Source organism: Allobosea sp. 05T438 (genome assembly GCF_056396025.1).
This window is the reverse complement of sequence record NZ_JBFTKQ010000001.1, coordinates 282,841-306,681: the sequence shown is the minus strand read 5'-3', so window position 1 is coordinate 306,681 and position 23,841 is coordinate 282,841. Positions and strand designations below refer to the sequence as shown.

Sequence of the window (23,841 nt, the reverse complement as noted above, 5' to 3'; positions counted from 1 at the left end):
GAGTGGGAGGTTCCGGTGGCCGAAACGATCAGCATCGGTGGGCTGCTCCTGGAGTTCCTGCACGACAAGGACGAAACCGAAGGCAGCGTCGACGTCTTTCGGATGACCGTGGCTCCCAAGGGAAAGGTTCCCGTGCCTCACCATCACGAGAGCTGGGACGAGACGGTCTACGGTCTCGACGGAACCTTGACGTTCACGATCGACGGCCGCGACGTCGCCTTGCGGCCCGGTCAGTCGGCCTTCATCCGGCGCGGCGTCATCCACGGCTTCCGGAACGACAGCGATCGGGCGGCGACCTGCCTCTGCATCCTGTCGCCCGGCGTGCTGGGGCCGGGATATTTTCGTGAGATCGCCGGCCTGCTGGTCGGTGGCGGGCCGCCCGATCCCGCCGCGGTCAGGGAGGTCATGGTCCGTCACGGCCTCGTTCCCGCAGTGCCGGCGGGCTGAGCTACGGACGGCCAGGGCCATGCGGGTCGGCGGGGCGGGCACCCCGCCGCTCCGGCCGGTGGACTTTTTTGGCTGTTCTACCGGCGCATTTCCGTCAGCGCCCTCTGCAAGGGAGCGGGCGAGACCTGGATAGGCCCGTCGAAGGGCGCATCCATGTCCACGATCAGGTAGATCGCTCCGCCGATCAGAGCCGCAGCCGCGATGAAGCAGGTCACGACCACGGCGTTCCGCGGGGCGCGGAAGCCGAAGGTCGCGAAGATCAGGACCAGCCAGGCGACGACCATCAGCATCAGCGGCCGCGGCAGCGAACCCTCGGCCTGTTCCACAAGGCTCCAGCGCAGCTCCAGCACCTTGCGATATTGTTCGCGCATGTCGTTCCAGATCGAGAGCTGAGAGGCGCGGTTCGGTTCGAAGGCGCGCAGGCGGGTTCCGACATCCTCGAGCAACCGTTCGGATGTCGTGTCCGACAGCCCGCCTTCAGCAGTCCAATGGCCGTTCGCGGCGCGCTCGGTATAGGCGACAAGCCCCTGGCGGGTTTCGCCGGCCTCCGGGCCATAGAGGAACAACATCCGATCGAGCAGGATCAGCTCGGTGGCGTAGCTGTGAACGTCCCGGTTGACCCCGTCGAACCTGCTCTTCGCCGAGGTGATCATCAGGCCKAGCACCAGAGACGTCATCACGACGAAAATATTGGCGATGAGATGCAAGACCTTCTGCGTGTCGTCCAGCCGTTGATGCTCCGGAAGCCGCTCGTAGGAGAACAGTGCGCCCAGAGAGGCTGCCATCAGGCAGACAAACACGAATATGGCGATGCGCATCTCGTTCACGGTCGGCCCTCGTCTTGCAGATGCAACGGGTAGACATGCGTGGACATGCCAGGCGGCGGCGCTTTGCCGGCTGGCTCGGGATTCTTGCTCCCGCCGTTCAATCTAGCCTATGTTCGACGCAAATGCGCGCCCGTCAGAAGCGCCAGCAGGATCCAAACCGGAGGAACGCCTATGCTCTTGTCCCGCCGCAGCGCGCTGGCTGCGCTTGCTCTTTCGACCGCCCTCGGCGCGGCATCCCATGCGCTCGCCCAGAATGCGGAGAAGCCGAAGCTTACACTCGGCGTCGGCGGCAAGCAGCTGCTCTACTACCTGCCGCTCACCGTCGCGGAGAAGAAGGGCTTCTTCAAGGAGCAGGGGCTCGACGTCGAGATCAACGATTTCGGTGGCGGCGCGAAGTCGCTGCAGGCGCTCGTCGGCGGCTCGGTCGATGTCGTGACCGGCGCCTATGAGCACACCATCCGCATGCAGGCGAAGGGGCAGGACATCCGCGCGGTGATCGAGCTCGGCCGCTTCCCGGCGATCACCATCGCCGTGCGCAAGGACCTTGCCGACAAGGTCAAATCGGCTGCCGATTTCAAGGGGCTCAAGATCGGCGTGACGGCGCCGGGCTCCTCGACGGCGCTAACCGCGCAATACGCCATGGTCAAGGCCGGACTGAAGGCGACGGACGCGCCGATCATTGGTGTCGGGGCCGGCGCGAGCGCGGTCGCGGCGATCAAGCAGAAGCAGGTCGACGTGATCTCGCATCTCGATCCGGTGACCTCGAAGCTCGAGGCCGACGGCGACATCGTCTCTCTGATCGACACCCGCACCGAGGCCGGCACCAAGGCGCTGTTCGGCGGCTCCAACCCGGCGGCGGTGCTCTATCTCAAGAACGACTTCGCCGAGAAGAACCCGATCACGACGCAGAAGCTGGTCAACGCCTTCATGAAGTCACTGAAATGGCTGGAAACCGCGAAGCCTGAAGAGGTTGCCGACCTCGTGCCGGAAGAGTTCCTGCTCGGCGACAAGCCGCTCTACATCCGCGCAGTGAAGAACTCGCAGGAGAGCTATTCGCGCACTGGCATCTCCACGCCCGACGCCATGAAGAGCATGTATGACTCGCTGAAGCTCCTCGACCCGGAGCTGACCAACTCCAATGTCGACCTGTCGAAGACCTTCATCGACAGCTTCGCCAAGAAGGCAGCCTCCGGCTCCTGAGCCATGCATTTGGCTTAGAGCTGTCATTTGATGTCGCGTGCAATCTGCATCCAGTGCATGCTGGGCGGATTCGCGCTGGGGGGATCAGGTGAGCAGCGATACGGCATTTCTGGATGGCGGCGGCGAGATGGCCGCCGCCATCCGCGACTATGACTGGAGCACGACCCCGCTTGGGCCGATCGGCCAGTGGCCGGTGGCCCTGAAGACGGCGGTCGGCATGATGGTCAACTCGCACTTCCCCAAATGCATCGCTTGGGGCGCGGATTTGATCACCATCCACAATGATGCCTTCCGGTCTATCCTCGGCGACAAGCCGCCCGCCCTCGGCCGCTCCTTTCATGAGGTCTGGTCCGAGGTCTGGGAAGAGATCGGCCCGATGACGGCCAAAGCGCTGGCCGGCGAGGCGACCTTCATCGAAGACTTCCCGCTCACCATCAATCGCTACGGCCATCCCGAAGAGGTGTGGTTCACCTTCTGCTACAGTCCGATCCGGGACGAGGCCGGCCGGGTTCTCGGCATGATCGACACGGTGATGGAGACGACCGGCAAGATGCTCGCCGAGCGCAACGGCCGCCTGCTCAACGCCGAACTTGCCCACCGCATGAAGAACACGCTCGCGATGATCGCGGCGATCGCCAGCCAGACCTTCCGCTCGGCGGAAACGCTCGAAGAGGCGCAATCAGTCCTGAGCGAGCGCATCGCCACGCTCGGCGAGGCCCATTCGATCCTGACGCAGTCGAGCTGGAGCAGCGCGCCGATCCGCACGGTGGTCGAAGGGGCGCTGGCGCCGCATCGCTCGGGCCTCGGCACGATCCGCATCGAGGGGCCGCTGCTGCGATTGCCGGCCGATCAGGCGATGACGCTGGCCCTCGCGGTCAACGAACTCGCGACAAATGCGGTGAAGTACGGTGCGCTCTCGGTGGAGGCCGGAGAGGTCTCAATCGGCTGGTCGATCGGGCGTCCGCAGAGCGAGGACGCCTTCCGCTTCGAATGGCGTGAAAGCGGTGGCCCTCCCGTCGTGAAGCCGCGCCGCCAGGGTTTTGGCTCGCGGCTGGTGGAGCGCGTCATGTCGCAGAAGTTCCATGGCGAGGTTGAGCTGGACTATCGGCCGGAAGGGCTGCGTTATCTGCTGGCCACCACGATGGTGAATGTCGCGCCGCGCGAGTGACTGTCCCGCAGGCCATGCGCTGCTTTCTGTCCCAGCGATGACAAGGGACCTGCGCTTCGTCGCGGTGGGTCCTTTTCCTTTTTGCACGCCTTTCAACTGCACGCTGGACTTGCCGGGGCGGGGGCGCGACAGTGCGGCGCTGACGTAAGGAGAGGCGACATGACAGAACGCGCCGCCGTCGAAGCCCTGATCCGCGATGCCTACGCTGCCCGCCATCGGGGCGATCTCGATGCCCTGATGGAATACCTCCATCCCGATTGCAGCTACCGGCTCGCCGGCGGACCGCAGGCGGCCGAGGTCTTTGCCGAGCCGGACGGGCATTCCGCCGTGCGCGAGCAGATGGCCGGGCTGATCGCGACCTATGTGTTCCGTAACATCGAAGAGCTGGCGCTGACGGTCGATGGGGATCGGGCGACGCTGCATTGGCGCGCCGATGTCGAGTGCAAGCCGACTGGCCGCACCGGCTCCTTCGAGGTCATGGACATCTTCACCATCGCCGACGGCAAGGTGAAGAGCCTCACCCAGTTCACGGACACGGCCGGCGTGGCCCGGCTGTCGATGCCCCAGCCTTCGCGCTGATCGCGGACATCACCGCTTTCGATTTGCGCCTTGCGCGAGAGCCGTTAGGTTCGCGGGCTCATCGTGAACGGGGTATCGCTTCGGACCATGAATATTCTCTCGATCCAGTCCCATGTCGCCTATGGCCATGTGGGCAACGCCTCGGCGACCTTCCCGATGCAGAGGCTCGGCGTCGAAGTCTGGCCGATCCACACGGTGCAGTTCTCGAATCATACCGGCTACGGCAACTGGAAGGGCCGCGTCTTCGATGGCGGCATGATCGATGAGGTGATGGAGGGCATCGCCGAGCGCGGCGTGCTCGCCAACTGCGACGGCGTGATCTCCGGTTACATGGGCTCTGCCGATATCGGCCACGCCATCCTCTCAGCAGTCGAAAAGGTGCGGGCAGCGAATCCGAAGGCGCTCTATTGCTGCGACCCGGTGATCGGCGATGTCGGCCGCGGCATCTTCGTGCGCCCCGGCATCCCGGAGTTCATGCGCGAGCAGGCAGTGCCTGCCGCGGATATCGTGACGCCCAACCAGTTCGAGCTGGAGTTGCTGACGGATATCGAGGTGAAGACCGTCGCCGATGCGCACCGCGCCGTCGAGGCTCTGCGCGACGCCGGGCCGAAGGTGGTGATGGTGACCTCGCTCGTGACCGAGGAAACGCCGGCCGGTTCGATCGACCTCATGGCGGCGGACGCCAAGGGGACCTGGCGGGTGCGCACGCCGAAGCTCGACGTCAGCGTCAACGGCGCAGGCGACGCGATCGCGGCGCTGTTCTTCACCCATTACCTGCGTGAGGAATCGGCCGCGGCCGCGCTGTCAAAGGCGTCGTCCTCGATCTACGGGCTGCTGAAGCGCACAAAGGAGGCGGGCTCGCGCGAGATCCTGACCGTGGCGGCGCAGGACGAGTTCGTCACGCCCTCGCAGGTCTTCGAGCCCCAGGCGATCTGACGTCGATGCGGTGGACTTCCCTCAGCCCTCATCCCGAGGAGCGCCGCAAGGCGCGTCTCGAAGCACGTCCCAGGGGGCTCCGGAACCATCTGGACCATCCTGCTCGATGCCGCTTCGCGGCTCCTCAGGGTGAGAGCTGGAAGAGTGTTCTTCGATGAGGCTGCGTGTCGGCACCTTCAACGTCGAGAACCTGCTGACGCGCCATCGCTTCGAGCCGGGCGGGCGCACGGAGACGGCGGCAGCGATGTCGCTGTTCCATTTCCCCCGCTCCGACGAGCGCGACGCGGTGGAGCGCTCTCTCGCCGTGGCGCTGGAGGACGACAAGCGCCAGATGACCGCGCTCGCCATCGCCGAGGCGCAGGCCGATCTCTGGATGCTGCAGGAGGTCGACTCGCTCGCGAGTTTGCAGGCCTTCTTCGCCAACTACGTCCATCGCATCGCCGACCACCGCTACGGCCATTTCACGCTGATCGACGGCAATGACCGCCGCAGCATCGACATCAGTTTCGCGGCGCGGCGCGACCTGTTCGGTCCGGGGCAGCTCAAGGTGCGCTCGCACAAGGACCTGACCTTCGCAGAAGCCGGCGTGCATGACCGTGAGCTCGCCAGGCTCGGCATCGGGCCGCATGGCAAGGTCTTTGCGCGCGACTGCCTGGAGGTGGAGCTGACCCTCGGCGGAAGGCGGCTCAGCCTGTTCGGCTGCCACTTCAAGTCGATGAATAACGGCCGCGAGGATGGCCGGGAAATGACGCTGCCCGTCCGCCGCGCCGAGGCGCGGGCGGTGAAATGGCTGATCCAGCAACGCTTCGGCGGCGGCTGGCGCGAGACGAACTGGATCGTGCTGGGCGATCTCAACGGCTATCGCTACAGCCTTGGGCCGCGCGCCGAGCGGGCCGACGAGGGCGCGAGCGGCATCGAACCTTTGCTGGACGATTTTGCCGTCGATCCGATGGAGACGTTGCCGGCGCATGAACGCTGGACGCATTTCCGGCGCTACTGGTCTGAGGACCAGGAGAAGCTGATCGACAGCCATATGCCGCTCGACCACATCCTGCTTTCGCCGGCACTGGCGGTGGCCAATCCGCTGCCCGCCATGCAGATGATCCGGAGCGGTCTGCCGTACCGCGTGCCGCTCGATCCGCGTGCGCCTGACCGCTCGATGGCGCGGCTGGCCACCTGCGCCGACCGCTACCCGCGTGTCGGCTGGGACCGTCCGAAGGCTTCCGACCACTGTCCGCTCACGATCGACCTCGAAATTCCCGCAGGGTGACCCCGATGAAACGCCGCTTCGTCACGCTCGACGTCTTCACCACGCGCCGCCATGCCGGCAATCCGCTGGCGGTGGTGCTCCAGTCGGAAGGGCTCGATACCGAGGCGATGCAGGCCATCGCGCGCGAGTTCAATCTGTCGGAGACGGTCTTCGTCTCGCCGCCCGAGAAGCCGGGGCATCGCGCTTCTGTCCGCATCTTCACGCCGGGCGCCGAACTCCCCTTCGCCGGCCATCCGACTGTTGGCACCGCCGTCTGGCTCGCGCTCACCGACCATGCCGCGGGCGCGCCCGCCGATATGCTGGTGCTGGAGGAGACGATCGGGCCGGTTTCCTGCGCCGTCGAGATCACCGGCAGCCATGCCGGGCATGCGATCTTCACCTTGCCGCGTCTGCCGGAGCAGGTGGGGGAGGCGGCGACTGCCGGCGCGATCGCGGCAGCGCTCGGGCTTCAGTCCAGCGATCTCGGCTTTGCAGCGCACAGGCCGACGGTCTTTTCTGCCGGCGTGCCGTTCCTCTGCGTGCCCGTGGCGACGCGGGAGGCCGTGGGCCGCGCAAGGCCGGAGGCCGCGCATTGGCAAGCGGCGATCGGCGCGGGCGGTGCCTTCCTCTACAGCGCCGAGACTGCAGAGGCCGGGAACGCCTTTCATGCCCGAATGTTCTGGCCTGGGACCGGAATCGGTGAGGATCCGGCGACGGGCGGCGCGGTCGCGGCCTTCGCTGGTGCCGTCATGGCCTATGACAAGCCGGATGACGGCGACCATCGCTTCGTCGTCGAACAAGGCTACGAGATGGGCCGGCCTTCGCAGATCGCGCTGGAACTGAGCGTGCGGAACGGCGCACTCGTCTCGGCGCGCATCGGCGGTTCGGCCATCGTGGTCAGCGAGGGCGTGTTGCTGTGAGCGACGGCGTCGAGAACGGCACGATCGTCCGGCTGTCGCAGGTCGATGCCAAGATCGAGTCCTATGACTGGCGTTTTGCGCGCGAGAGCGCCGCAGACATCGAAGCGCATTGGGCCAGGATCAGTGCTGGCAAGCCGGCCATGTTCAACGGTCGCGTCATGCTGCAGCACCGCGCCGCGATCCGCGACGGCGTGTTCGAGGCCGGTTATTTCGAGACCGACTATGCCGCTTTCATGACCTGGCGCGACGTCGGCCATCCCGGCCCGGTGATCCGCAACGGTTTCGCCATGGCGGCGCTTCGGGCCAGGGACGGCGCCTTCCTCTGCGGCAAGATGGGTGAGCACACGGCCAATGCAGGCAAGGTCTATTTCGCCGCCGGCACGCCCGACCGCGAGGATGCCCGCCCCGACGGCAGGCTCGACCTGGCCGGAAGCGTCACGCGCGAGCTCGCGGAGGAGACGGGCCTGCGCGTCGAGGAACTCGATGTGGGCGAGGGCTGGACGGCGGTGATCGAGCAGGGCCGCATCGCCTTCATGCGCGAGGTCCACATCGACCTGCCGGCGGAGGCGGCGCGCGTACTGATGCTGGAGCGGATGAAGCATCTCGAAGAGGAGGAACTCTCCGACATCGTGATCGTGCGCGACCTCGCCGAGACGGAAAAGCATGACATGCCGCCCTTCATGCGCCGCTATCTCGCACATATGTTCGGCGGTGCCTGAACTTGTTCGGTCATTCGTAAAGCCCTCATCCTGAGGAGGCCCATAGGGCCGTCTCGAAGGATGCTTCAGGAGGCTCCGGAATCATCTGGAGCATCCTTCGAGACGCCGCTTCGCGGCTCCTCAGGATGAGGGCTGACAATCCAAACGGTTCAGAGCTGCCTTGTCCGCATGCCTCACGAAAGTGATCCGATGACCTCTACTGAATTCGCTTATCCCGAGGCTCTCACGCTGCCGGCCGAGAACCCCTTCGCCACGCGCTGGGAAACGCCGTTCCGCCTGCCGCCCTTCGCTGCGATCAAGCCGGAGCACATCCGACCGGCCTTCGACGCGGCGCTCGCCAAGCACAGGGCCGAGATCGCCGCGATCGTCGGCGACAAGGCTGCGCCCGATTTCGCCAATACGATCGAAGCGCTGGAACGGGCAGGGCGTGCGCTCAGCCGCGTCGGCGGCGTGTTCTACAACCTGACCGGTGCCGACACGAACGAGGCGCTGCAGGCGATCGAGCGCGAGATGTCGCCGATCTCCTCGCGGCACTGGTCGGCGATCATGATGGATGAGGGGCTCTTCGCCCGCGTCGACGCGGTCAATGCCGCGCGCGATATGCTCGGCCTCGATGCCGAGCAGGCGCGCCTGCTGGAGCGGACCTATAAGGGCTTCATCCGCTCGGGTGCGAAGCTGAACCCCGAGGGCAAGAAGCGACTTGCTGCGATCAACGAGCGGCTGGCCGCGCTCGGTACCCAGTTCAGCCAGAACGTGCTGAAGGATGAATCCTCCTATGCCCTGTTCATCGAAGCCGAGGCCGGGCTCGCCGGTCTTCCAGAGTTCCTGAAGGCGGCGATGGCGCGCGCTGCGGCCGATCGCGGCAAGCCGGGCCAGCATGCGGTGACGCTGTCGCGCTCGATCATCGAGCCTTTCCTGACTTTCTCGACCCGCCGCGATCTGCGCGAGGAAGCCTTCATCGCCTGGAGCAAGCGCGGCGAGAATGGCGGCGAGAGCGACAACCGTGCGATCGTCGCGGAGATGGTGAAGCTGCGGGCCGAAAAGGCGAAGCTGCTGGGATATCCGACCTTCGCGCATTTCAAGCTCGACGACGCCATGGCGAAGACGCCGGAGCATGTGCGCGGGCTGCTGGAGCTGGTCTGGAAGCCGGCCAAGGCGCGGGCGGCGCGCGAGGCGGCCGATCTCGCGGCGCTCGCCCAGGACGAGGGCGAGAACGGGCCGATCCGCCCCTGGGACTGGCGCCATTATGCCGAGAAGGTCAGGCAGAAGACCTTTGCGCTCGATGAAGCCGTGCTGAAGCCCTATCTGCAGCTCGACCGCGTCAGGCAGGCCGCCTTCGACGTCGCCGGCAAGCTCTTTGGGCTTTCCTTCGCCGAGCGGCCGGAGCTCGCGGGCTATCACCCGGATGTCCGCATTTTCGAGGTGACGGAGACCGGCTCCGGGCGCCATATCGGCCTGTTCATCGGCGACTACTTCGCCCGCTCCTCGAAGCGCTCGGGCGCCTGGATGAGTGCCTTCCGCGGCCAGCGCAAGCTCGACGGCGAGACCCGGCCGATCATCGTCAATGTCTGCAATTTCGCGAAGCCGGCGGAGGGCAAGCCCGCGCTGCTCTCGCTCGACGATGCGCGCACGCTCTTCCACGAGTTCGGCCATGCGCTGCATGGGCTGCTTTCGGACGTGACCTATGGCTCGCTCGCCGGCACGGCAGTGGCGCGCGATTTCGTGGAGCTGCCCTCGCAGCTTTACGAGCACTGGTTCCTGACGCGCGAGGTGATGCGGGACTATTGCCTGCATGCCGAGACGGGCGAGCCGATCCCGGAGGCGCTGATCGACAAGATCGAGAAGGCGCAGACCTTCAACCAGGGCTTCGCCACCGTGGAGTACACCTCCTCGGCGTTGGTCGATCTCGCCTTCCATTCGCTGGAGGAGCCGGCGGAGGTCGATCCGCTCGCCTTCGAGGCGGCGGAACTCGCGCGCATCGGCATGCCCAGTGAGATCATCATGCGCCACCGCACGCCGCACTTCACCCATGTCTTCTCGGGCGACGGCTATTCGGCCGGCTACTACAGCTATCTCTGGTCGGAGGTGATGGACGCCGACGCTTTCAACGCCTTCATCGAGACGGGCGACGTGTTCTCAGCTCAGCTCGCCGAAAAGCTGAAGCGCTACATCTACTCGGCCGGCGACACGCGCGACGCTGCCGAGGCCTATACGCTCTTCCGCGGCCGGTTGCCGACCCCGGATGCGCTGCTCGAGAAGCGGGGGCTGGCCGCCTGAGCGGGAGCATGGCGAACCGCCGCGCTCAGGGCGGAAACGAGCCCTGAGCCTCGGTCTGGACAAGGACGGCACCGCTTTTGTCGAGCGCCTCGATCGTCCAGATATAGCGATGTCTCTGCCCCGTCGGAGGGCAGGGGCCGACATAGCTGATTGCCCCCTGCGCCACTCGCCCCTTGCCGTCATAGGCGACTGTCGAGCCGCCATGCCGGAAATTGGGCGCGTCGTAGTCGCGCATGGCAAAGCGCAGTCTCTCCGTGCCTTTCGGAGCGTTTCGGACCACGAAGGCGGGCGAGATTCCGCCGCAAGCGCCTATTCCCTTCCAGGAAAATGAGGCGGAGAAGGCGAATGCGGATGCCGGGATGCCGAGCCCTAGTACGGCTGCTGCGACGGTGGCAGTGGCTATCAGGCGTTTCATCGGCGTGTTCCCTCAACCGGTCCCGAGCGGCTGTCTCAGCCCGGATAACCGAACCTCGCCTTGGTCGCGTGGAGCTGGCTGATCGCGCCCGCGTCGTTGCCGGCGGCGCAGGTCGAGCGGGCGCGCGAAATCTCGCCGCTGACCCGGTCATGCACGCCCTGGGTGGTGTGGCCGGTGGCAAGATCGTTGTCGATCACCGCCTGGAAGCGCTCGACCTCGCCGGAGCAGCCCGTGCCCGTCGGCATGCGGAAGGTGCTCGGCGTCACGCCCGGCGCAGCCTGTTCCGGCGGCGGGGCAGGGGGCGTGCTGACGGTCGAAGTCTGGCAGGCCGATAGCAGGACGGCGCAGAGTGCAAGGACGGGCAGATGGCGCATCGGAAAGCTCCGCGGAGACAAGACCGCCCGACGATGTCTGATTCTCGGGATCGGTGAAATCGCGCTGTCCGACCGGCCGCCTATTGCGGCATGTTGACGGCGAGATATGGCGCGGTCGCCTTTTCGTTGGGGCCGACGATCGCCGGGACCCGGTTCGTGACCGGCTTGAGACTCTTGAGATAGGCGGCCAGCGCGAAAGCATCGGCATCGGTCAGCTTGCCATAGCCATTGTAGGGCATGGCAGGTGCCAGGACGCGGCCGTCGGGCCGGGTCCCCAGACGGATTGCCTTGACGATGTCAGCCTCCGACCAGGAGCCGAGCCCCGTCTCCTTGTCCGGCGTGAGATTGGGCGGAAAGAAGGTGCCGAGGCCCGGAATGTGAAAGCCCACCTCGGATCCCGCGAGCCGCCGTTGCATATCGGGCTTCCCGAGAAAGATGCCCGGCGTATGGCAGCCGGCGCAATCCATGATGCTCGCGAGGTACTCGCCGCGACGCAGCTTCTCCTGCGACGGTGCCGTTTGCGCCGTGAGCGCCGTGGGCACCGAGAGGCCGATGACGATGAGCGCGCCGAAGATCGTCTGCTGCATGATTGCCCCCTGGCGTCTCGTGCAGTCGTTTCCGCTGCACCGATCTGTTCGAGCAGTTGGACATCGTTTGATGGGATGACGTTACGGAATGTTCTAGCATTGCTCTCATGTCGGGGAAAGAACCAAAGACCCGACGAGGTCGGGCCTATCCGCGCTCCGGCATGAAGAACGCCAGCACCGTGAACACGGCAGCCGCAGCGGCGGCCAGCCAGATCGCGTCGAGGCCGATACGGCTGTGCGAGAAGGCTCCAACGACGGCGCCGCTGAGCAGGCCGAGCCACAGCACGAGATGGCGCAGGAAAGCGAGCTTCGGCCCGCCGAGCAGGGCGCCGGCGAGGCGCTGCCCCATCTTCACCAGCGTGCCGGTCATGTAGGTCAGGCCGATCGTGACCTCGCCGTCGCGCTGGAAGACCGAGTTCTCCGCGCCCATCGCCAAGGCGAGCATGCCGGCCGCGGCCGTGCTGAGCCCGATGGTGTCGAGGCCGGCTGCGAAGATCAGCACCGCGGTGACGAAGGCAAGTACCGCCGCCTTCCGCTGTTGCCTGCCGAAATGGCCGATGAGCGACCCGCAGACCACGCCGAGGACGAAAAGGCCGAGGATCGTCGCGGCCAGAACGATGCCGCCGGCATGGCGCCCGGCCAGTTCGATGCCAAGGCGGGTGGTGTTGCCGGTCATGAAGGAGACGAAGAAGCCGCTGAGGCTGATGAAGCCGAGCGCATCGACGAAGCCGGCGAGGCCGGTGAGGCAGAAGGCGAGTCCAATGGCGGGGCGGTCATAGCGCATCATCGGCGCGGGTCTCCGGCAGCACGCGGCCGGCTTCCAGCATGGCGCGACCGCCGGCCGAATCGCACCGCACCAGCATAATCCACAGATCGTCTCTGTCATTTGATGCGCGCGCATGAGACACATGCTTGCGCTCGGCACCTGCTTTCGGTTACATCCTGTCCCGTCGATTTGAGGAACGCCCGTGGTTTCGACCGCCCGCCATGACCTGACGAAGGACTGCGCCGCTGCGCAGGCCGTCAGCATGTGCGCTCGCGCTTCCCTCGCACGCGCTTCGTTCTCGCTTCTTGGCCTTCTTCTCCTTAGCTGCCCCTGAGGGCCGGCCGGGCATGCTGCCTGGGCGCTCAGGGGAGTGACGAGAACCGCCGACAGCAAACCCAGCGCCCGCCTTTTCCGATCTCGCGGCGCACCGAAACCGGAAGCAGACCATGACCAATCCGACCCAGAACAGCTCCTCCAAAGAGCGCGTGCTGATTTTCGACACCACCTTGCGCGACGGCGAGCAGTGCCCCGGCGCCACCATGACCTTCGAGGAGAAGCTGGAAATCGCCGAGGCGCTCGACGTGATGGGCGTCGACATCATCGAGGCCGGCTTCCCGATCGCCTCCGACGGCGATTTCGAGGCCGTCTCGGAGATCGCGCGTCGGCTGAAGCGCGCCACGGTTGCCGGCCTCGCCCGCGCCATCAGCGCCGACATCGCCCGTGCCGGCGAGGCGGTGCGCCATGCGGTAAAGCCGCGCATCCACACCTTCGTCTCGACCTCGCCGATCCATCTGGAGCACCAGATGCGCAAGAGCCAGGAGCAGGTGCTGGAGATCATCACCGCGACCGTGACGCAGGCGCGCAACCTGGTCGAGGATGTCGAGTGGTCGGCGATGGACGCCACTCGCACGCCGATCGACTATCTCTGCCGCACGGTCGAGGCCGCTATCAGGGCCGGCGCCACGACGATCAACCTGCCGGATACCGTCGGCTACGCCACGCCTGACGAGTATCGCGCCATGTTCAAGGCGGTGCGCGAGCGCGTACCGAATGCCGACAAGGCGATCTTCTCGGTGCATTGCCACAACGACCTGGGCCTGGCCGTCGCCAATTCGCTGGCCGGCATCGAAGGTGGCGCGCGGCAGGTCGAATGCACCCTCAACGGCATCGGCGAGCGCGCGGGCAATGCCGCGCTGGAAGAGGTGGTGATGGCGCTGCGCGTGCGCGGGGACGTGCTGCCCTACGACACCGGCATCGACGCGACACAATTGATGCGCGTTTCGAAGGCGGTCTCGAGCGCCTGCTCCTTCCCGGTGCAGTACAACAAGGCGATCGTCGGCCGGAACGCCTTCGCCCATGAGAGCGGCATCCACCAGGACGGCATGCTGAAGAACAACACCACCTACGAGATCATGACTCCGGCCTCGGTCGGCGTGACCAAGACCTCGCTGGTGATGGGCAAGCATTCCGGCCGCGCCGCCTTCCGCTCCAAGCTGAAGGAGATGGGCTACGATCTGGGCGACAACCAGCTCGAGGACGCCTTCACCCGGTTCAAGGCGCTGGCCGACCGCAAGAAGCACGTCTACGACGAGGATATCGAGGCACTGGTCGACGAGAACATCGCCACCGCTCATGATCGGATCAAGCTGGAATCGCTGACGGTGATCGCCGGCACGCGCGGCCCGCAGCGCGCCACCATGAAGCTCGATGTCGAAGGCCGGCACGTCACCGAGGAGGTCGAGGGCAACGGGCCGATCGACGCCATCTTCAATGCGATCAAGACGATCGTGCCGCATGAGGTGACGCTGGAACTCTATGACGTCCATGCCGTGACCGAGGGCACGGACGCCCAGGCGGAGGTGACGGTGCGTCTCTCGCGCGACGGCTCCTCCGTCACCGGCCGCGGCGCCGATCCGGACACGCTGGTCGCCTCGGCCAAGGCCTATCTGGTGGCGCTCAACAAGCTGATCGCTCGCGGCGGGCGCCTGCACGCGCAAGCGGCGGAGTAAGTTCAAGAGCGTCGTTCTCGGGCGGTACGAAGTGCCGACCCGAGAATCTCCGGACGCGAAGAATACCGGAGCCTCGCTCCGCTCGAGATGCTCGGGCCAAGCCCGAGCATGACGCGTTCAGGTCCGTGATTCCGGTGGATGACGCCGGCGCGATCTGGCGCTGGCCTGTCTCTTGCCTTCATCTGCTCTTCCGGTGCGGTCGCCCCCCGGCGACCCTGGGGAGCGATCGCGATGGGCTATTTTCCGAACTGGACCCTGAAAACCTCCGGCGCGGTGATGCCGGACGAGCGGCTGCCGACGGGGCAGACGATCATCGCCGGCTTGCAGCATGTCGTCGCCATGTTCGGCTCGACGGTGCTGGCGCCGGTGCTGATGGGCTTCGACCCGAATGTCGCGATCTTCTTCTCGGGCATCGCGACGCTGCTGTTCTTCGTCATCACGCGCGGGCAGCTGCCGAGCTATCTCGGCTCCTCCTTTGCCTTCATCGGCGTGGTCATCGCGGCGACGGGCTATGCCGGCTCCGGTCCCAATCCGAACATCGGCGTCGCGCTCGGCGGCATCATCGCCTGCGGCGCGGTCTATGCGCTGATCGGCCTGATCGTGCAGGGCGTCGGTACGGCCTGGATCGAGAAGCTGCTGCCGCCGGTGGTCACCGGCGCGGTCGTGGCGGCGATCGGCCTCAACCTGACCTCGGTCGCGATCAGCATGATCTCGGCGAGCCCCTACACCAAGTGGATCGCACTGTTCACGGTTGTCGCGGTGGCGCTGGTCGCGGTCTACGGGCGGGGATTGCCGCAGCGCCTGCCCATCCTCATCGGTGGGCTCGCGGCCTACATCCTCTATGCGATCTCGGCCCCGACCTTCGGCGCGCCGCCGATCGATTTCGGCAAGATCGGCGCAGCCTCCTGGTTCGGCCTGCCGCATTTCGTGTCGCCGGTCTTCGACATGAAGGCGATCACGCTGATCGTGCCCGTCGCGATCATCCTGGTCGCGGAGAATCTCGGCCACATCAAGGGCATCTCGGTGATGACCGGGCGCAACTTCGACCACCTGATCGGCCGCGGCTTCCTCGCCGACGGTCTCGGCACCATGATCGCCGGCTCTGGCGGCGGCACCGGCGTGACCACCTATGCCGAGAACATGGGCGTGATGGCGGTGACGCGGGTCTATTCGACACTGGTCTTCGTCGCCGCCGGCATCATTGCGCTCGCGCTCGGCTTCTCGCCGAAGTTCGGCGCGGTGATCGGCACGATCCCCGTCGCGGTGCTCGGCGGGCTCGCCGTCGTGGTCTTCGGCCTTATCGCTGCCACGGCTGGCCGGATCTGGGTGGAGAACAGGGTCGACTTCTCCGAGCCGAAGAATCTGATCACCGTCGCGACGGCGCTGATTCTCGGAGCGGGCGATCTGAAGCTGCCGATCTTCGGTTACGAGCTCGGCGGAATCGGCACTGCGACCTTCGGCGCGATCGTGCTCTATCATCTGCTGAACCGCCGCGCGGCGTGACTATCCACAGCTCGGCAGGGCCTTTCCCGCCGAGTTTGAAAAATCTGTCATGGATGGGTGGACAGGGGGCGGGGGCTTTGCTACACGCCCCCTGCCTGACGCGGCTGACGCCGCTGACCGGCGACGCTTCGTGGCGTATGGGTGATTAGCTCAGTTGGTAGAGCAGCTGACTCTTAATCAGCGGGTCGTAGGTTCGAGCCCTACATCACCCACCACGGTTTTCCTGAACATCGCTGGATAAACACTTCGCTGATCGAGCGGCCGCGCCGGTCGCTTCGGCGGCTTCGCGGCGTGCAATCGTCGCTTCCTGGCGACGGCGGAGCGAACGGCATCGTGGACGAACTCGAATTGATGCTTCGGCTGCTGGCCGGCCTCGTCGCAGGCGTGGCGGTCGGCTGGCAAAGAACCCTCCACCGCAAGAGTGCGGGCCTGCGCACCTTTGGTCTGGTGGGAATCGGCACGGCGGCTGCTGCGGGCCTGTTCAGCGAGACGCTCCATCCTGATGCGGCGAGCCGCGTGGTGCAGGGCGTGCTGACCGGGATCGGCTTTCTCGGCGCGGGCCTGATCATCCATCGCGATCGCGAGATGGCGCCGCATGGGCTGACCACGGCGGCAGCGATCTGGGTGACGGCTGCGCTGGGCTGTTCCGCGGGGCTGGGAAAGTGGCTGGTGACGCTGACGGCAACCGCTCTGGCGCTCGCCCTGCTGGCCCTCGATCATTCGCTGGAACGCCGGCTCCAGGAGCGCCTCCCGCTGCCCACGCGTGACGATGAGGCAGGTTCCTCGCCGGACTGAAGATGCGGCTGCCTCTTACCAGCGCCAGCCAGGTTGGAGCCTTTCGTCGGTTGAGGCGTTTCTGTCCGAAAGGACAGATTTCGCATGATGCAGCTCAAATACGGCCTTGAGGCCGCGCCCGGCAACACACCGGCTATTCCCGATCCGCCGCCCGAGGCCCCGCCGCTGACCCCAGGCAATGTTCCGCCGGCTCCTCCGGTCGAGTCGCCGCCGGACGAGGAGCCGCAGGGCATCCCGACCGAGCCTCCGCCGGAACTGCCGCCCAACGCTCCGCCGGAAGCGCCTCCGGCGACGCCGATCGACCTGCCGCCGGGGCGCGATCCGCGTCAGCCGCAGGAATAGCCTTCAAGCGGTCGCCAGACCGCCGCGCGTCCTCTCGGAGACGAGGTGGCGATCTGGCTCATTGTTCGAGCGTCGGACTTTGTCGAAAAGTGGATCCCACTTTTCGGTCCGCTGTTTCAGACCGGCGGCGCCTCGCCCGAGCCGATGTCCCAGTAGAGACCGGCCATGGCGGTCAGGCCCTCGCGGGCGATGCTGACTGGCAGGTGCTCGTCCGGCGCATGCTGCGAGCAGCCCGGATAGGAATGCGGCACCCAGATCGTGCGCAGCTCCAGTATGTCCGCGAAGATGTCGTTCGGCAGCGATCCGCCGAGATTGGGCAGAAGCGCCGGCTTCTTGCCGGTGCTTTCGGCGATCGAGGCCAGGGCGAAGTCGACCCAGGGATCTTCCGGGTCGAGGCGCGTCGCGCCGAAGATCTCGGAGCGGCTGAGCGAAACCTCGACCATGGGGAAGTTGTGGCGCTGCAGATGCCGCTTCAGCGCCGGCACGACATCATTCTGGTCGATGCCGACGACGAAGCGCAATTGGCAGCGCGCCCAAGCGCTGGGCGGCACGGCGTTGACCGGCGTCTCGGGCACGCCCGACTTCATCGCCAGCACGTCGAAGGAGCACCAGCCGAAGACCTGCTCGGCCGGCGTCAGGGCAGGCTCGCCCCAGTTCGGATCGATCGCCGGGCCGTCCGGCCCACCGTCGATCTCGCAGCCGATCAGCGCCTTGCGCACCGCCGGCGGAAGCTCCTTGGGCACCCATTCATGGATGCGGATCTGGCCGGTCGGCGAGGTGATCGAGGCGATGGCATGGGCGAGCTGGATCGCCGGGTCGGAGAGGATGCCGCCCCAGTTGCCGGAGTGATGGCCGCCCTCACGGGCGTTGATCGAGAGGTCAAAGGTGACGCCGCCGCGCGCGCCGAGAAACACGGTCGGGCGCTCGGCGTTGAGGCGCGGCCCGTCCGAGGCGATCAGGATGTCGGCCTTGAACAGTTCCTTCTGCTCGCTGCAGAGCTCGCGCAGGCCCGGCGAACCCGATTCCTCGCCCATCTCGATCAGGTACTTGGCGTTGAAGCCGAGCTTGCCGCGGGTCTCCAGCACGGCGCGCAGTGCGCTCAGATTGATCAGGTGCTGTCCCTTGTTGTCGACAACGCCGCGGCCATACCAGCGACCGTCGCGCTCGATCAGCTTCCAGGGCGAGAGGCCCTCGCTCCACTGCGCATCAAGGCCGCGGATCACGTCGCCATGGCCGTAGCCGAGGATGGTCGGAAGGCCTTCGTCCTCGATGCGCTCGGCATAAAGGAAGGGGCCGCGCGCCTTCGGATGGGTGAGCGTGCGGCAGGTGAAGCCGAGCGATTCGAGCAGGGGCTGCATCTCCTGCTCCAGATATTCGCCGAGGACGGGGGCGCGATCCGGGTTCTGGCTCTCGGTGGGGATCGCGACGAGGCGGCCGAGGTCGCTCTTCATTCGGCCCGAATCGAAATAGTCTTGAGCTTTCGCGATCGCCTGCGCGCGGGTCATGGTCGTAAGGTCTCCCGGATTTACGGCCGGCACAGTGCCGGTGGACGCGCGGTTGCGCCAGTGCCAAGAGAGCCGGGCGCGCCATGCCCGCCGGGCAGGGCGGGCGGCCAGACATCGATCAGGATCTTCCCTTCGGCATGACGTTCACCCCGCATCCGCACCAGCTCGTTGCCCGCGATGCGATCCTGGCCGCGCGGGCGAAGGGGGCATCCGGCTTCCTGCTCGGCGACCTCACCGGGCTCGGCAAGACGCTCTCGGCCTGGCTCGCGCTCTCGGCCATGCCGGAGGAGGAGGTGCTGGTGATCTGCCCGAAAGGGGCGATCCCGCAATGGCGGCGCACGATGGCGTTGTCGGGCCTGCCGGCGAAGCCCGTGACGCTGATGAATTTCGAGAAGACGAAATCGCTGCTGGCCCCAGTCGCGGACAGCCGGAAGCGCTCGACGCGGGCGAAGAACAACGAACTCGCCAAGCATGGCCGGCCGAAGCGCGCCTGGCCGCTCGTGGTGATCGACGAAGCGCACCGCATCCGCAATCCGAACTCGCAGCAGGGGCTGGTCTGCCGGCAGATCGCGGAAGCGGCCGATTTCACCATCTATATGAGCGCGACGGCCGGCCAGTCGCCGCACGAGCTCTCCTATCTCGCGCCGCTGCTGGCGAAGGCGGCGGGCATGCCTACCGCCGATCTCGATGGCTTCCGCACGCTGATGAAGCGGCTGAAGATCGGCAGAGCCAAGGGCCGCTGGAAGAACTGGAGCTGGGAGCCGAACGAGGCCGACCGGAAGATCATGGCGGATCTGCTCTATCGCGGCGCGAACGCCATCGGCCTGCGCCGCCGGCCGGAGGAAATTGCCGGCTGGCCGGAGGTGCAGCGCGAGCTTGCGCCCGTCGCGCTCGATGCCGCCGCGCGCAAGCTCTACGAGGCAACCTGGCGGGAGTTCCGCCGGGAGCTCGGGCTGGCGGGCGGCTCGACGCGCAAGCCGCAGGGTTGGGCCGCCGATCTGCGCTTCCGCCAGAAGGCCAGTTTGCTGCGCATCCCCGGCACGGCGGATTTCTGCGAGGATCTGCTCGGGAACGACGAGCAGGTGGCGATCTCCGTCGCCTTTCTCGAAACCAGCGCGATGTTGGCCGAGACACTGAGAGGCCGTGGCTGGCGTGTCGGCGAGATCAACGGTGAGCGCTCGGGCGCGCAGAACGAGGAGACGCGCATCGCCTTCCAGACCGGCGCGCTCGACGCCGTGATCTTCACCGTCACAGAGTCGATCTCTCTGCATCGCGGCGAAATGCCGGGCGGCGAGCGGGAGCGGTCGCTGGTGGTCCACGACATGCGCCACAGCGCAATCCAGCTGCAGCAGATCGAAGGTCGCTGCCATCGCGACGGCCAGCACGCGACGATCTTCTACACCTATGCCGAGGATACGGTTGAGGAAGCGATCGCTGGCACGGTGATCCAGCGCATGGCGGCGATGGAAGGGCTGGCGGGCGACGACACGCGCATGCTCGAGGCGATCGCGGGGATCGTCGAGGGGCGGGCGGCGGCCTGAAGAAGCGGCTCAGTTGCGGGGAGCGTTGGTGTCGTCCCGCGCGCGCTCGCCCAGCCCCTTGGCGCCTTCGATGGCCGAGCCGGTCAGCCGAGTCACGGCGTTCCAGGCTTCGCGCGTATAGGCGCCCTGATGTGCCACGGCATCATAGCCGATGACCAGCACGAGTATGATCAGCAACAGGCGGAACACGGACGCGCCTCCTTTCCCGGCTCATCAACGTGGCGGCAGGAGGGGAGGTTCCGGGAACGCGTCATTCTCCGGCGAAGCGCAGCGCAGACCCGAGCATCGCGAGGCCGGAGGGAGCTGGTTTCCGTCATGCTCGGGTCGAGCCCGAGCATGACGGTGCTACGGTCGGCCGGGCTCAGCCCGCTGGCAGCAATTCCTTCAGCCGCAGCAGCGTGATCTTCTCGACCTGAGCCAACGCCGTCGCGAATTCCTGCTCGGGCGTATTCTTCAGCCTCTCTTCGAAAGCCGCCAGAATCTGAGCCTTGGTCGCGCCCTTCACCGCCATGATGAAGGGGATGCCGAAGCGGGCCTTGTAGGCCTCGTTCAGCGCCGTGAACCGCACGCGTTCGTCGCTGGTCAGCCGGTCCAGCCCGGCCAAGGACTGTTCCAGCGTCGATTCCTGCGTCATCTCACCGGCGGCGGCGAGCTTGCCGGCGAGGTCGGGATGGGCGTTGAGCAGGATCTTCTGCTGCTCGCGCGAGGCCTTGCGCATCGCGGCGACCATCGCCGCGTGCAGGCCTTCGGCGGTATTCAGCGCAGCACCGATCCCAGCGTCGTAGGTCGCTTCGGCCACCCACGGAGAGTTCTCCCAGATGCGGCCGAAGACCTCGACGAAGAGCGCCTTCGGTAGCTTCGAGGGCACGTAGCCGTCGGTAGGCGGATGCGTCCTGACCCAGTGACGGGCGATGTCGAGCCGCGTCGCGACCCAGACTCTGTCGTGGCTCTTTACATAGTCGAGGAAGCGGGCGAGCGCCGCGGCGCGGCCCGGCCTGCCGACGAGGCGGCAATGCAGGCCGATCGACATCATCTTCGGCGCGGTCTCGCCCTCGGCATAGAGCGTGTCGAACGAATCCTTCAGATAGGCGAAGAACTGGTCGCCGCTGTTGAAGCCCTGCGGCGTGGCGAAGCGCATGTCGTTGGCGTCGAGCGTATAGGGCACGGCGAGTTGCGGCCCCTTCGGGCCCGCAAGCCAGTATGGCAATTCGTCGGCATAGACGTCGGCGGTGTAGAGGAAGCCGCCTTCCTCCATCGTCAGCGGGATCGTGTTTTCCGAGGTGCGGCCTTGGTAGCAACCGAGCGGACGTTCACCGGTAAGCTCGGTCTGGATCCGGATGGCTTCGAGGATGTCGGCGCGCTCGCGCTCCTTCGGCGCGTCGCGATAGTCGATCCATTTCAGCCCGTGCGTCGCGATCTCCCAGCCGGCCTCCTGCATCGAGCCGACGATCTCGGGGTAGCGCGCCAGCGCGCTGGCCACCGCGAAGACCGTGACGGGCAGGTTGCGTTCGGTGAACATGCGCCACAGCCGCCAATAACCGGCGCGCGAGCCGTATTCGTAGATCGACTCCATGTTCATGTGGCGCTGGCCCGGCCAGGGCGCGGCGCCGACGATCTCGGAAAGGAAGGCTTCCGAGGCCGCGTCACCGTGGAGAATGCAGTTCTCGCCGCCTTCCTCGTAGTTGATCACGAACTGGACGGCGATGCGGGCCTCGCCCGGCCAGTGCGGGTGAGGGGCGTTGCGGCCATAGCCCTTCATGTCGCGGGGGTAGGTCGTCTGGGTCATGGTCGTCTAGCTGCCGCGATAGGTGGAGTAGCTCCAGGGCGAGGCCAGGAGCGGGACGTGATAGTGCCCCTCCGGCTCGGCGATGCCGAAGCGGATCGGGACAAGATCGAGAAAGGTGGGTTTCGGCAGGGCGGTGCCGAGACTGCGGAAATAGGCGCCGATCGCGAAATTGAGCTCGTAGGTACCGGGCACGAGCGTGCCGGTGAGCAGTGGGGCGTCGGTGCGGCCGTCGGCATTGGTGACGGCCTGTGCCAGCCGCTCGCGCGAGCCGTCTGGGTTCAGGCGTTCCAGCGTGATCGCGACGCCGGCGGCGGGATGACCGTTGACCGTGTCGAGCACATGCGTCGAGAGACGTCCCATTCCCTGCCGTTCTCCTGAAAGCACCCGTGCACGGCGAGCGCCGATTCCGGGGCCACTTCGCTCTACGTGACTGTAAAGCGGCATCCGCGACAATGGATATCGGCTTTTGCGATAAGATCATGTTCCCGGATGTCAAATCTCCGAGGCATCCGGGCGATTTCGGGCGGAGCGAAAGCAGGTTAGCTTCGCGGTGCCGGAGCGGCATCCTCCGGATTCGGGATCACCACCAGCCCTCGCGGAGCGCAGCGCCATGCTCGAAGCCTATCTGATGGAATGGGGCGGCATGATGCTGCGCTGGCTCCATGTCATCACGGCGATCGCCTGGATCGGTGCCTCCTTCTTCTTCATCCATCTCGATGCCTCGTTGAAGCCGGCGCAGGACATCCCGCCCGGCACGGGCGGCCGGGCCTGGCAGGTTCATGGCGGCGGCTTCTACGAGATGCGCAAATACATGGTCGCGCCCCCCGTGATGCCGGCCGAACTGACCTGGCACAAATGGCAGAGCTACTGGACCTGGATCTCAGGTTTCTTCCTGCTGGTCTGGGTCTATTACGCCCAGTCGGAGCTCTACCTGATCGACCCGGCAGTGATGCAGCTCTCGCCTTTTGCAGCGGGCGCGATCGGCATCGCGGCGCTTGTCGTCGGCTGGCTGGTCTACGACCTGATGTGCCGGTCGCCGCTCGGCAAATACGACGTGCTGCTCGGGCTGGTCGGCTTCGGCTATGTCGTGGCGGCGAGCTGGGCCTTCGCCAACGTCTTCTCCGGGCGCGGCGCCCTGATCCATACCGGCGCGCTGATGGCGACCATCATGACCGCCAATGTCTTCTTCAATATCATGCCCGGGCAGCGGAAGGTGATCGCGGCGCTGGTCGCCGGCGAGAAGCCCGATCCGAAATACGGCAAGGCGGCCAAGCAGCGCTCGACGCACAACAACTACATCACCCTGCCGGTGCTGTTCCTGATGCTGTCGAACCACTACCCGGTAACCTATGCCAATTCGGCCGCGATTCCGCTGCTGGTGGCGCTGGTGATCGTGGCCGGTGCGCTGATCCGGCACTTCTTCAATGTCCGGCATAGCGACCATGCGAAATCGCCCTGGTGGTGCTGGGCGGTGGCGATCCTGGCTCTCTGGTTCGCCTTCTGGGTGGCGATGTCGTCCTCGCCGGGTGGGCGCGAGCAGCTCGGCCTGATGCCGCGGGAGGTGCCGAAACCCGTCCTGATGGCTGGCATGACGCTGCCGCCGGCCGAGGTCTCCAACATCGTGACGGGGCGCTGCGCGATGTGCCATGCGCCGGAGCCTTCCTGGCCGGGCATCCAGATCGCGCCGAAGGGCGTGCTGCTGCACGAGCCCGAGCAGATCGCCATCCATGCCCGCGCCATCCGCACGCAGGCGGTGATGACCCATGCGATGCCGCCGAACAATCTTTCCGGCATGACGCCGGCGGAGCGTCAGGCGCTGGCCGGCTGGCTCGCTGCTGCCGCGCGCTGATCCGCCACCGCCGTCATGCTCGCCCTTGCGGCGAGCATCCACGTCTT

The 23,841-nt window shown here is 66.3% G+C and carries 24 protein-coding genes and 1 tRNA gene; 16 read left to right on the top strand and 9 right to left on the bottom strand.

Annotated features, from left to right (window positions below):
- The first annotated feature begins 15 nt into the window (after window positions 1–15).
- Window positions 16–447 carry a cupin domain-containing protein gene (locus AC1DIN_RS01530; protein WP_476808425.1) on the top strand — a complete coding sequence of 144 codons (432 nt, stop codon included), beginning with the start codon at window positions 16–18 and terminating at the stop codon, window positions 445–447.
- A gap of 77 nt (window positions 448–524) precedes the next feature.
- On the opposite strand, the gene AC1DIN_RS01525 is transcribed toward AC1DIN_RS01530, so the two are convergent.
- Complete coding sequence (locus tag AC1DIN_RS01525; RefSeq protein WP_476808714.1) at window positions 525–1,265, bottom strand: bestrophin-like domain; 741 nt, start codon at window positions 1,263–1,265, stop codon at window positions 525–527.
- Between the two features lie 186 nt (window positions 1,266–1,451).
- On the opposite strand from AC1DIN_RS01525, the gene AC1DIN_RS01520 reads away from it, so the two are divergent.
- The 8 genes from AC1DIN_RS01520 (at window position 1,452) to AC1DIN_RS01485 (ending at window position 10,322) form a co-directional block, all read left to right on the top strand.
- Window positions 1,452–2,474, top strand: a complete 1,023-nt coding sequence (locus AC1DIN_RS01520; RefSeq protein ID WP_441470026.1) for an ABC transporter substrate-binding protein — start codon at window positions 1,452–1,454, stop codon at window positions 2,472–2,474.
- A gap of 88 nt (window positions 2,475–2,562) precedes the next feature.
- Window positions 2,563–3,642, top strand: a complete 1,080-nt coding sequence (locus AC1DIN_RS01515; protein ID WP_441469602.1) for a sensor histidine kinase — start codon at window positions 2,563–2,565, stop codon at window positions 3,640–3,642.
- A 159-nt stretch (window positions 3,643–3,801) separates the two neighbouring features.
- Window positions 3,802–4,221, top strand: coding sequence for a nuclear transport factor 2 family protein (locus AC1DIN_RS01510; RefSeq protein WP_476808424.1), 420 nt, complete (start codon window positions 3,802–3,804; stop codon window positions 4,219–4,221).
- Window positions 4,222–4,308: 87 nt separating this feature from the next.
- The gene (gene pdxY, locus AC1DIN_RS01505) at window positions 4,309–5,157 is read left to right on the top strand and encodes a pyridoxal kinase PdxY (protein WP_476808423.1); all 849 of its coding nucleotides are present in this window, start codon (window positions 4,309–4,311) and stop codon (window positions 5,155–5,157) included.
- A 154-nt stretch (window positions 5,158–5,311) separates the two neighbouring features.
- On the top strand, window positions 5,312–6,427 hold the full coding sequence (locus AC1DIN_RS01500) for an endonuclease/exonuclease/phosphatase family protein (protein ID WP_476808422.1): 1,116 nt from the start codon (window positions 5,312–5,314) through the stop codon (window positions 6,425–6,427).
- A gap of 5 nt (window positions 6,428–6,432) precedes the next feature.
- Window positions 6,433–7,326 (top strand): PhzF family phenazine biosynthesis protein, encoded by an 894-nt coding sequence (locus AC1DIN_RS01495; protein WP_476808421.1) that lies wholly within the window; start codon window positions 6,433–6,435, stop codon window positions 7,324–7,326.
- The gene (locus tag AC1DIN_RS01490) at window positions 7,323–8,045 is read left to right on the top strand and encodes an NUDIX hydrolase (RefSeq protein WP_476808420.1); all 723 of its coding nucleotides are present in this window, start codon (window positions 7,323–7,325) and stop codon (window positions 8,043–8,045) included. The genes AC1DIN_RS01495 and AC1DIN_RS01490 overlap by 4 nt, the downstream gene beginning before the upstream one ends.
- A gap of 189 nt (window positions 8,046–8,234) precedes the next feature.
- Entirely contained in the window at window positions 8,235–10,322 is a 2,088-nt protein-coding gene (locus AC1DIN_RS01485) for a M3 family metallopeptidase (RefSeq protein WP_476808419.1), read from the top strand.
- Between the two features lie 25 nt (window positions 10,323–10,347).
- Here AC1DIN_RS01485 and AC1DIN_RS01480 read toward each other — a convergent pair whose 3' ends face one another.
- The 4 genes from AC1DIN_RS01480 to AC1DIN_RS01465 all read right to left on the bottom strand — a co-directional run bounded on the left by AC1DIN_RS01480 (window position 10,348) and on the right by AC1DIN_RS01465 (window position 12,485).
- A complete protein-coding gene (locus AC1DIN_RS01480) occupies window positions 10,348–10,737 on the bottom strand; it encodes a YbhB/YbcL family Raf kinase inhibitor-like protein (protein ID WP_476765518.1) in 390 nt (129 codons plus the stop codon).
- A 35-nt stretch (window positions 10,738–10,772) separates the two neighbouring features.
- Window positions 10,773–11,111, bottom strand: coding sequence for a hypothetical protein (locus AC1DIN_RS01475; protein ID WP_476808418.1), 339 nt, complete (start codon window positions 11,109–11,111; stop codon window positions 10,773–10,775).
- Window positions 11,112–11,191: 80 nt separating this feature from the next.
- Entirely contained in the window at window positions 11,192–11,698 is a 507-nt protein-coding gene (locus AC1DIN_RS01470) for a c-type cytochrome (protein ID WP_441469593.1), read from the bottom strand.
- 145 nt (window positions 11,699–11,843) lie between these two features.
- Complete coding sequence (locus AC1DIN_RS01465) at window positions 11,844–12,485, bottom strand: YoaK family protein (RefSeq protein ID WP_476808417.1); 642 nt, start codon at window positions 12,483–12,485, stop codon at window positions 11,844–11,846.
- 425 nt (window positions 12,486–12,910) lie between these two features.
- Here AC1DIN_RS01465 and AC1DIN_RS01460 point away from each other — a divergent pair, with 425 nt between their 5' ends.
- The 5 genes from AC1DIN_RS01460 to AC1DIN_RS01440 all read left to right on the top strand — a co-directional run bounded on the left by AC1DIN_RS01460 (window position 12,911) and on the right by AC1DIN_RS01440 (window position 17,113).
- A complete protein-coding gene (locus AC1DIN_RS01460) occupies window positions 12,911–14,473 on the top strand; it encodes a 2-isopropylmalate synthase (RefSeq protein WP_476808416.1) in 1,563 nt (520 codons plus the stop codon).
- A 231-nt stretch (window positions 14,474–14,704) separates the two neighbouring features.
- Window positions 14,705–15,976 carry a solute carrier family 23 protein gene (locus AC1DIN_RS01455; protein WP_441469590.1) on the top strand — a complete coding sequence of 424 codons (1,272 nt, stop codon included), beginning with the start codon at window positions 14,705–14,707 and terminating at the stop codon, window positions 15,974–15,976.
- Between the two features lie 139 nt (window positions 15,977–16,115).
- Window positions 16,116–16,191 (top strand) — tRNA-Lys (locus tag AC1DIN_RS01450).
- Window positions 16,192–16,309: 118 nt separating this feature from the next.
- Window positions 16,310–16,771: an MgtC/SapB family protein gene (locus AC1DIN_RS01445; RefSeq protein ID WP_476808415.1), complete on the top strand. Its 462-nt coding sequence runs from the start codon at window positions 16,310–16,312 to the stop codon at window positions 16,769–16,771.
- Between the two features lie 84 nt (window positions 16,772–16,855).
- Window positions 16,856–17,113: a hypothetical protein gene (locus AC1DIN_RS01440; protein ID WP_441469588.1), complete on the top strand. Its 258-nt coding sequence runs from the start codon at window positions 16,856–16,858 to the stop codon at window positions 17,111–17,113.
- Window positions 17,114–17,229: 116 nt separating this feature from the next.
- On the opposite strand, the gene AC1DIN_RS01435 is transcribed toward AC1DIN_RS01440, so the two are convergent.
- Window positions 17,230–18,618 carry a M20 family metallopeptidase gene (locus AC1DIN_RS01435; RefSeq protein ID WP_476808414.1) on the bottom strand — a complete coding sequence of 463 codons (1,389 nt, stop codon included), beginning with the start codon at window positions 18,616–18,618 and terminating at the stop codon, window positions 17,230–17,232.
- 137 nt (window positions 18,619–18,755) lie between these two features.
- Here AC1DIN_RS01435 and AC1DIN_RS01430 point away from each other — a divergent pair, with 137 nt between their 5' ends.
- The gene (locus tag AC1DIN_RS01430) at window positions 18,756–20,159 is read left to right on the top strand and encodes an SNF2-related protein (RefSeq protein WP_476808413.1); all 1,404 of its coding nucleotides are present in this window, start codon (window positions 18,756–18,758) and stop codon (window positions 20,157–20,159) included.
- Window positions 20,160–20,168: 9 nt separating this feature from the next.
- Here AC1DIN_RS01430 and AC1DIN_RS01425 read toward each other — a convergent pair whose 3' ends face one another.
- The 3 genes from AC1DIN_RS01425 to uraH form a co-directional block, all read right to left on the bottom strand.
- A complete protein-coding gene (locus AC1DIN_RS01425) occupies window positions 20,169–20,348 on the bottom strand; it encodes a hypothetical protein (protein ID WP_441469585.1) in 180 nt (59 codons plus the stop codon).
- Between the two features lie 172 nt (window positions 20,349–20,520).
- Window positions 20,521–21,945, bottom strand: coding sequence for an allantoinase PuuE (gene puuE / locus AC1DIN_RS01420; RefSeq protein ID WP_476808412.1), 1,425 nt, complete (start codon window positions 21,943–21,945; stop codon window positions 20,521–20,523).
- Window positions 21,946–21,951: 6 nt separating this feature from the next.
- Entirely contained in the window at window positions 21,952–22,305 is a 354-nt protein-coding gene (gene uraH / locus AC1DIN_RS01415) for a hydroxyisourate hydrolase (RefSeq protein WP_476808411.1), read from the bottom strand.
- Window positions 22,306–22,555: 250 nt separating this feature from the next.
- On the opposite strand from uraH, the gene AC1DIN_RS01410 reads away from it, so the two are divergent.
- Window positions 22,556–23,794 carry a urate hydroxylase PuuD gene (locus tag AC1DIN_RS01410; RefSeq protein ID WP_476808410.1) on the top strand — a complete coding sequence of 413 codons (1,239 nt, stop codon included), beginning with the start codon at window positions 22,556–22,558 and terminating at the stop codon, window positions 23,792–23,794.
- Window positions 23,795–23,841 lie beyond the last annotated feature (47 nt).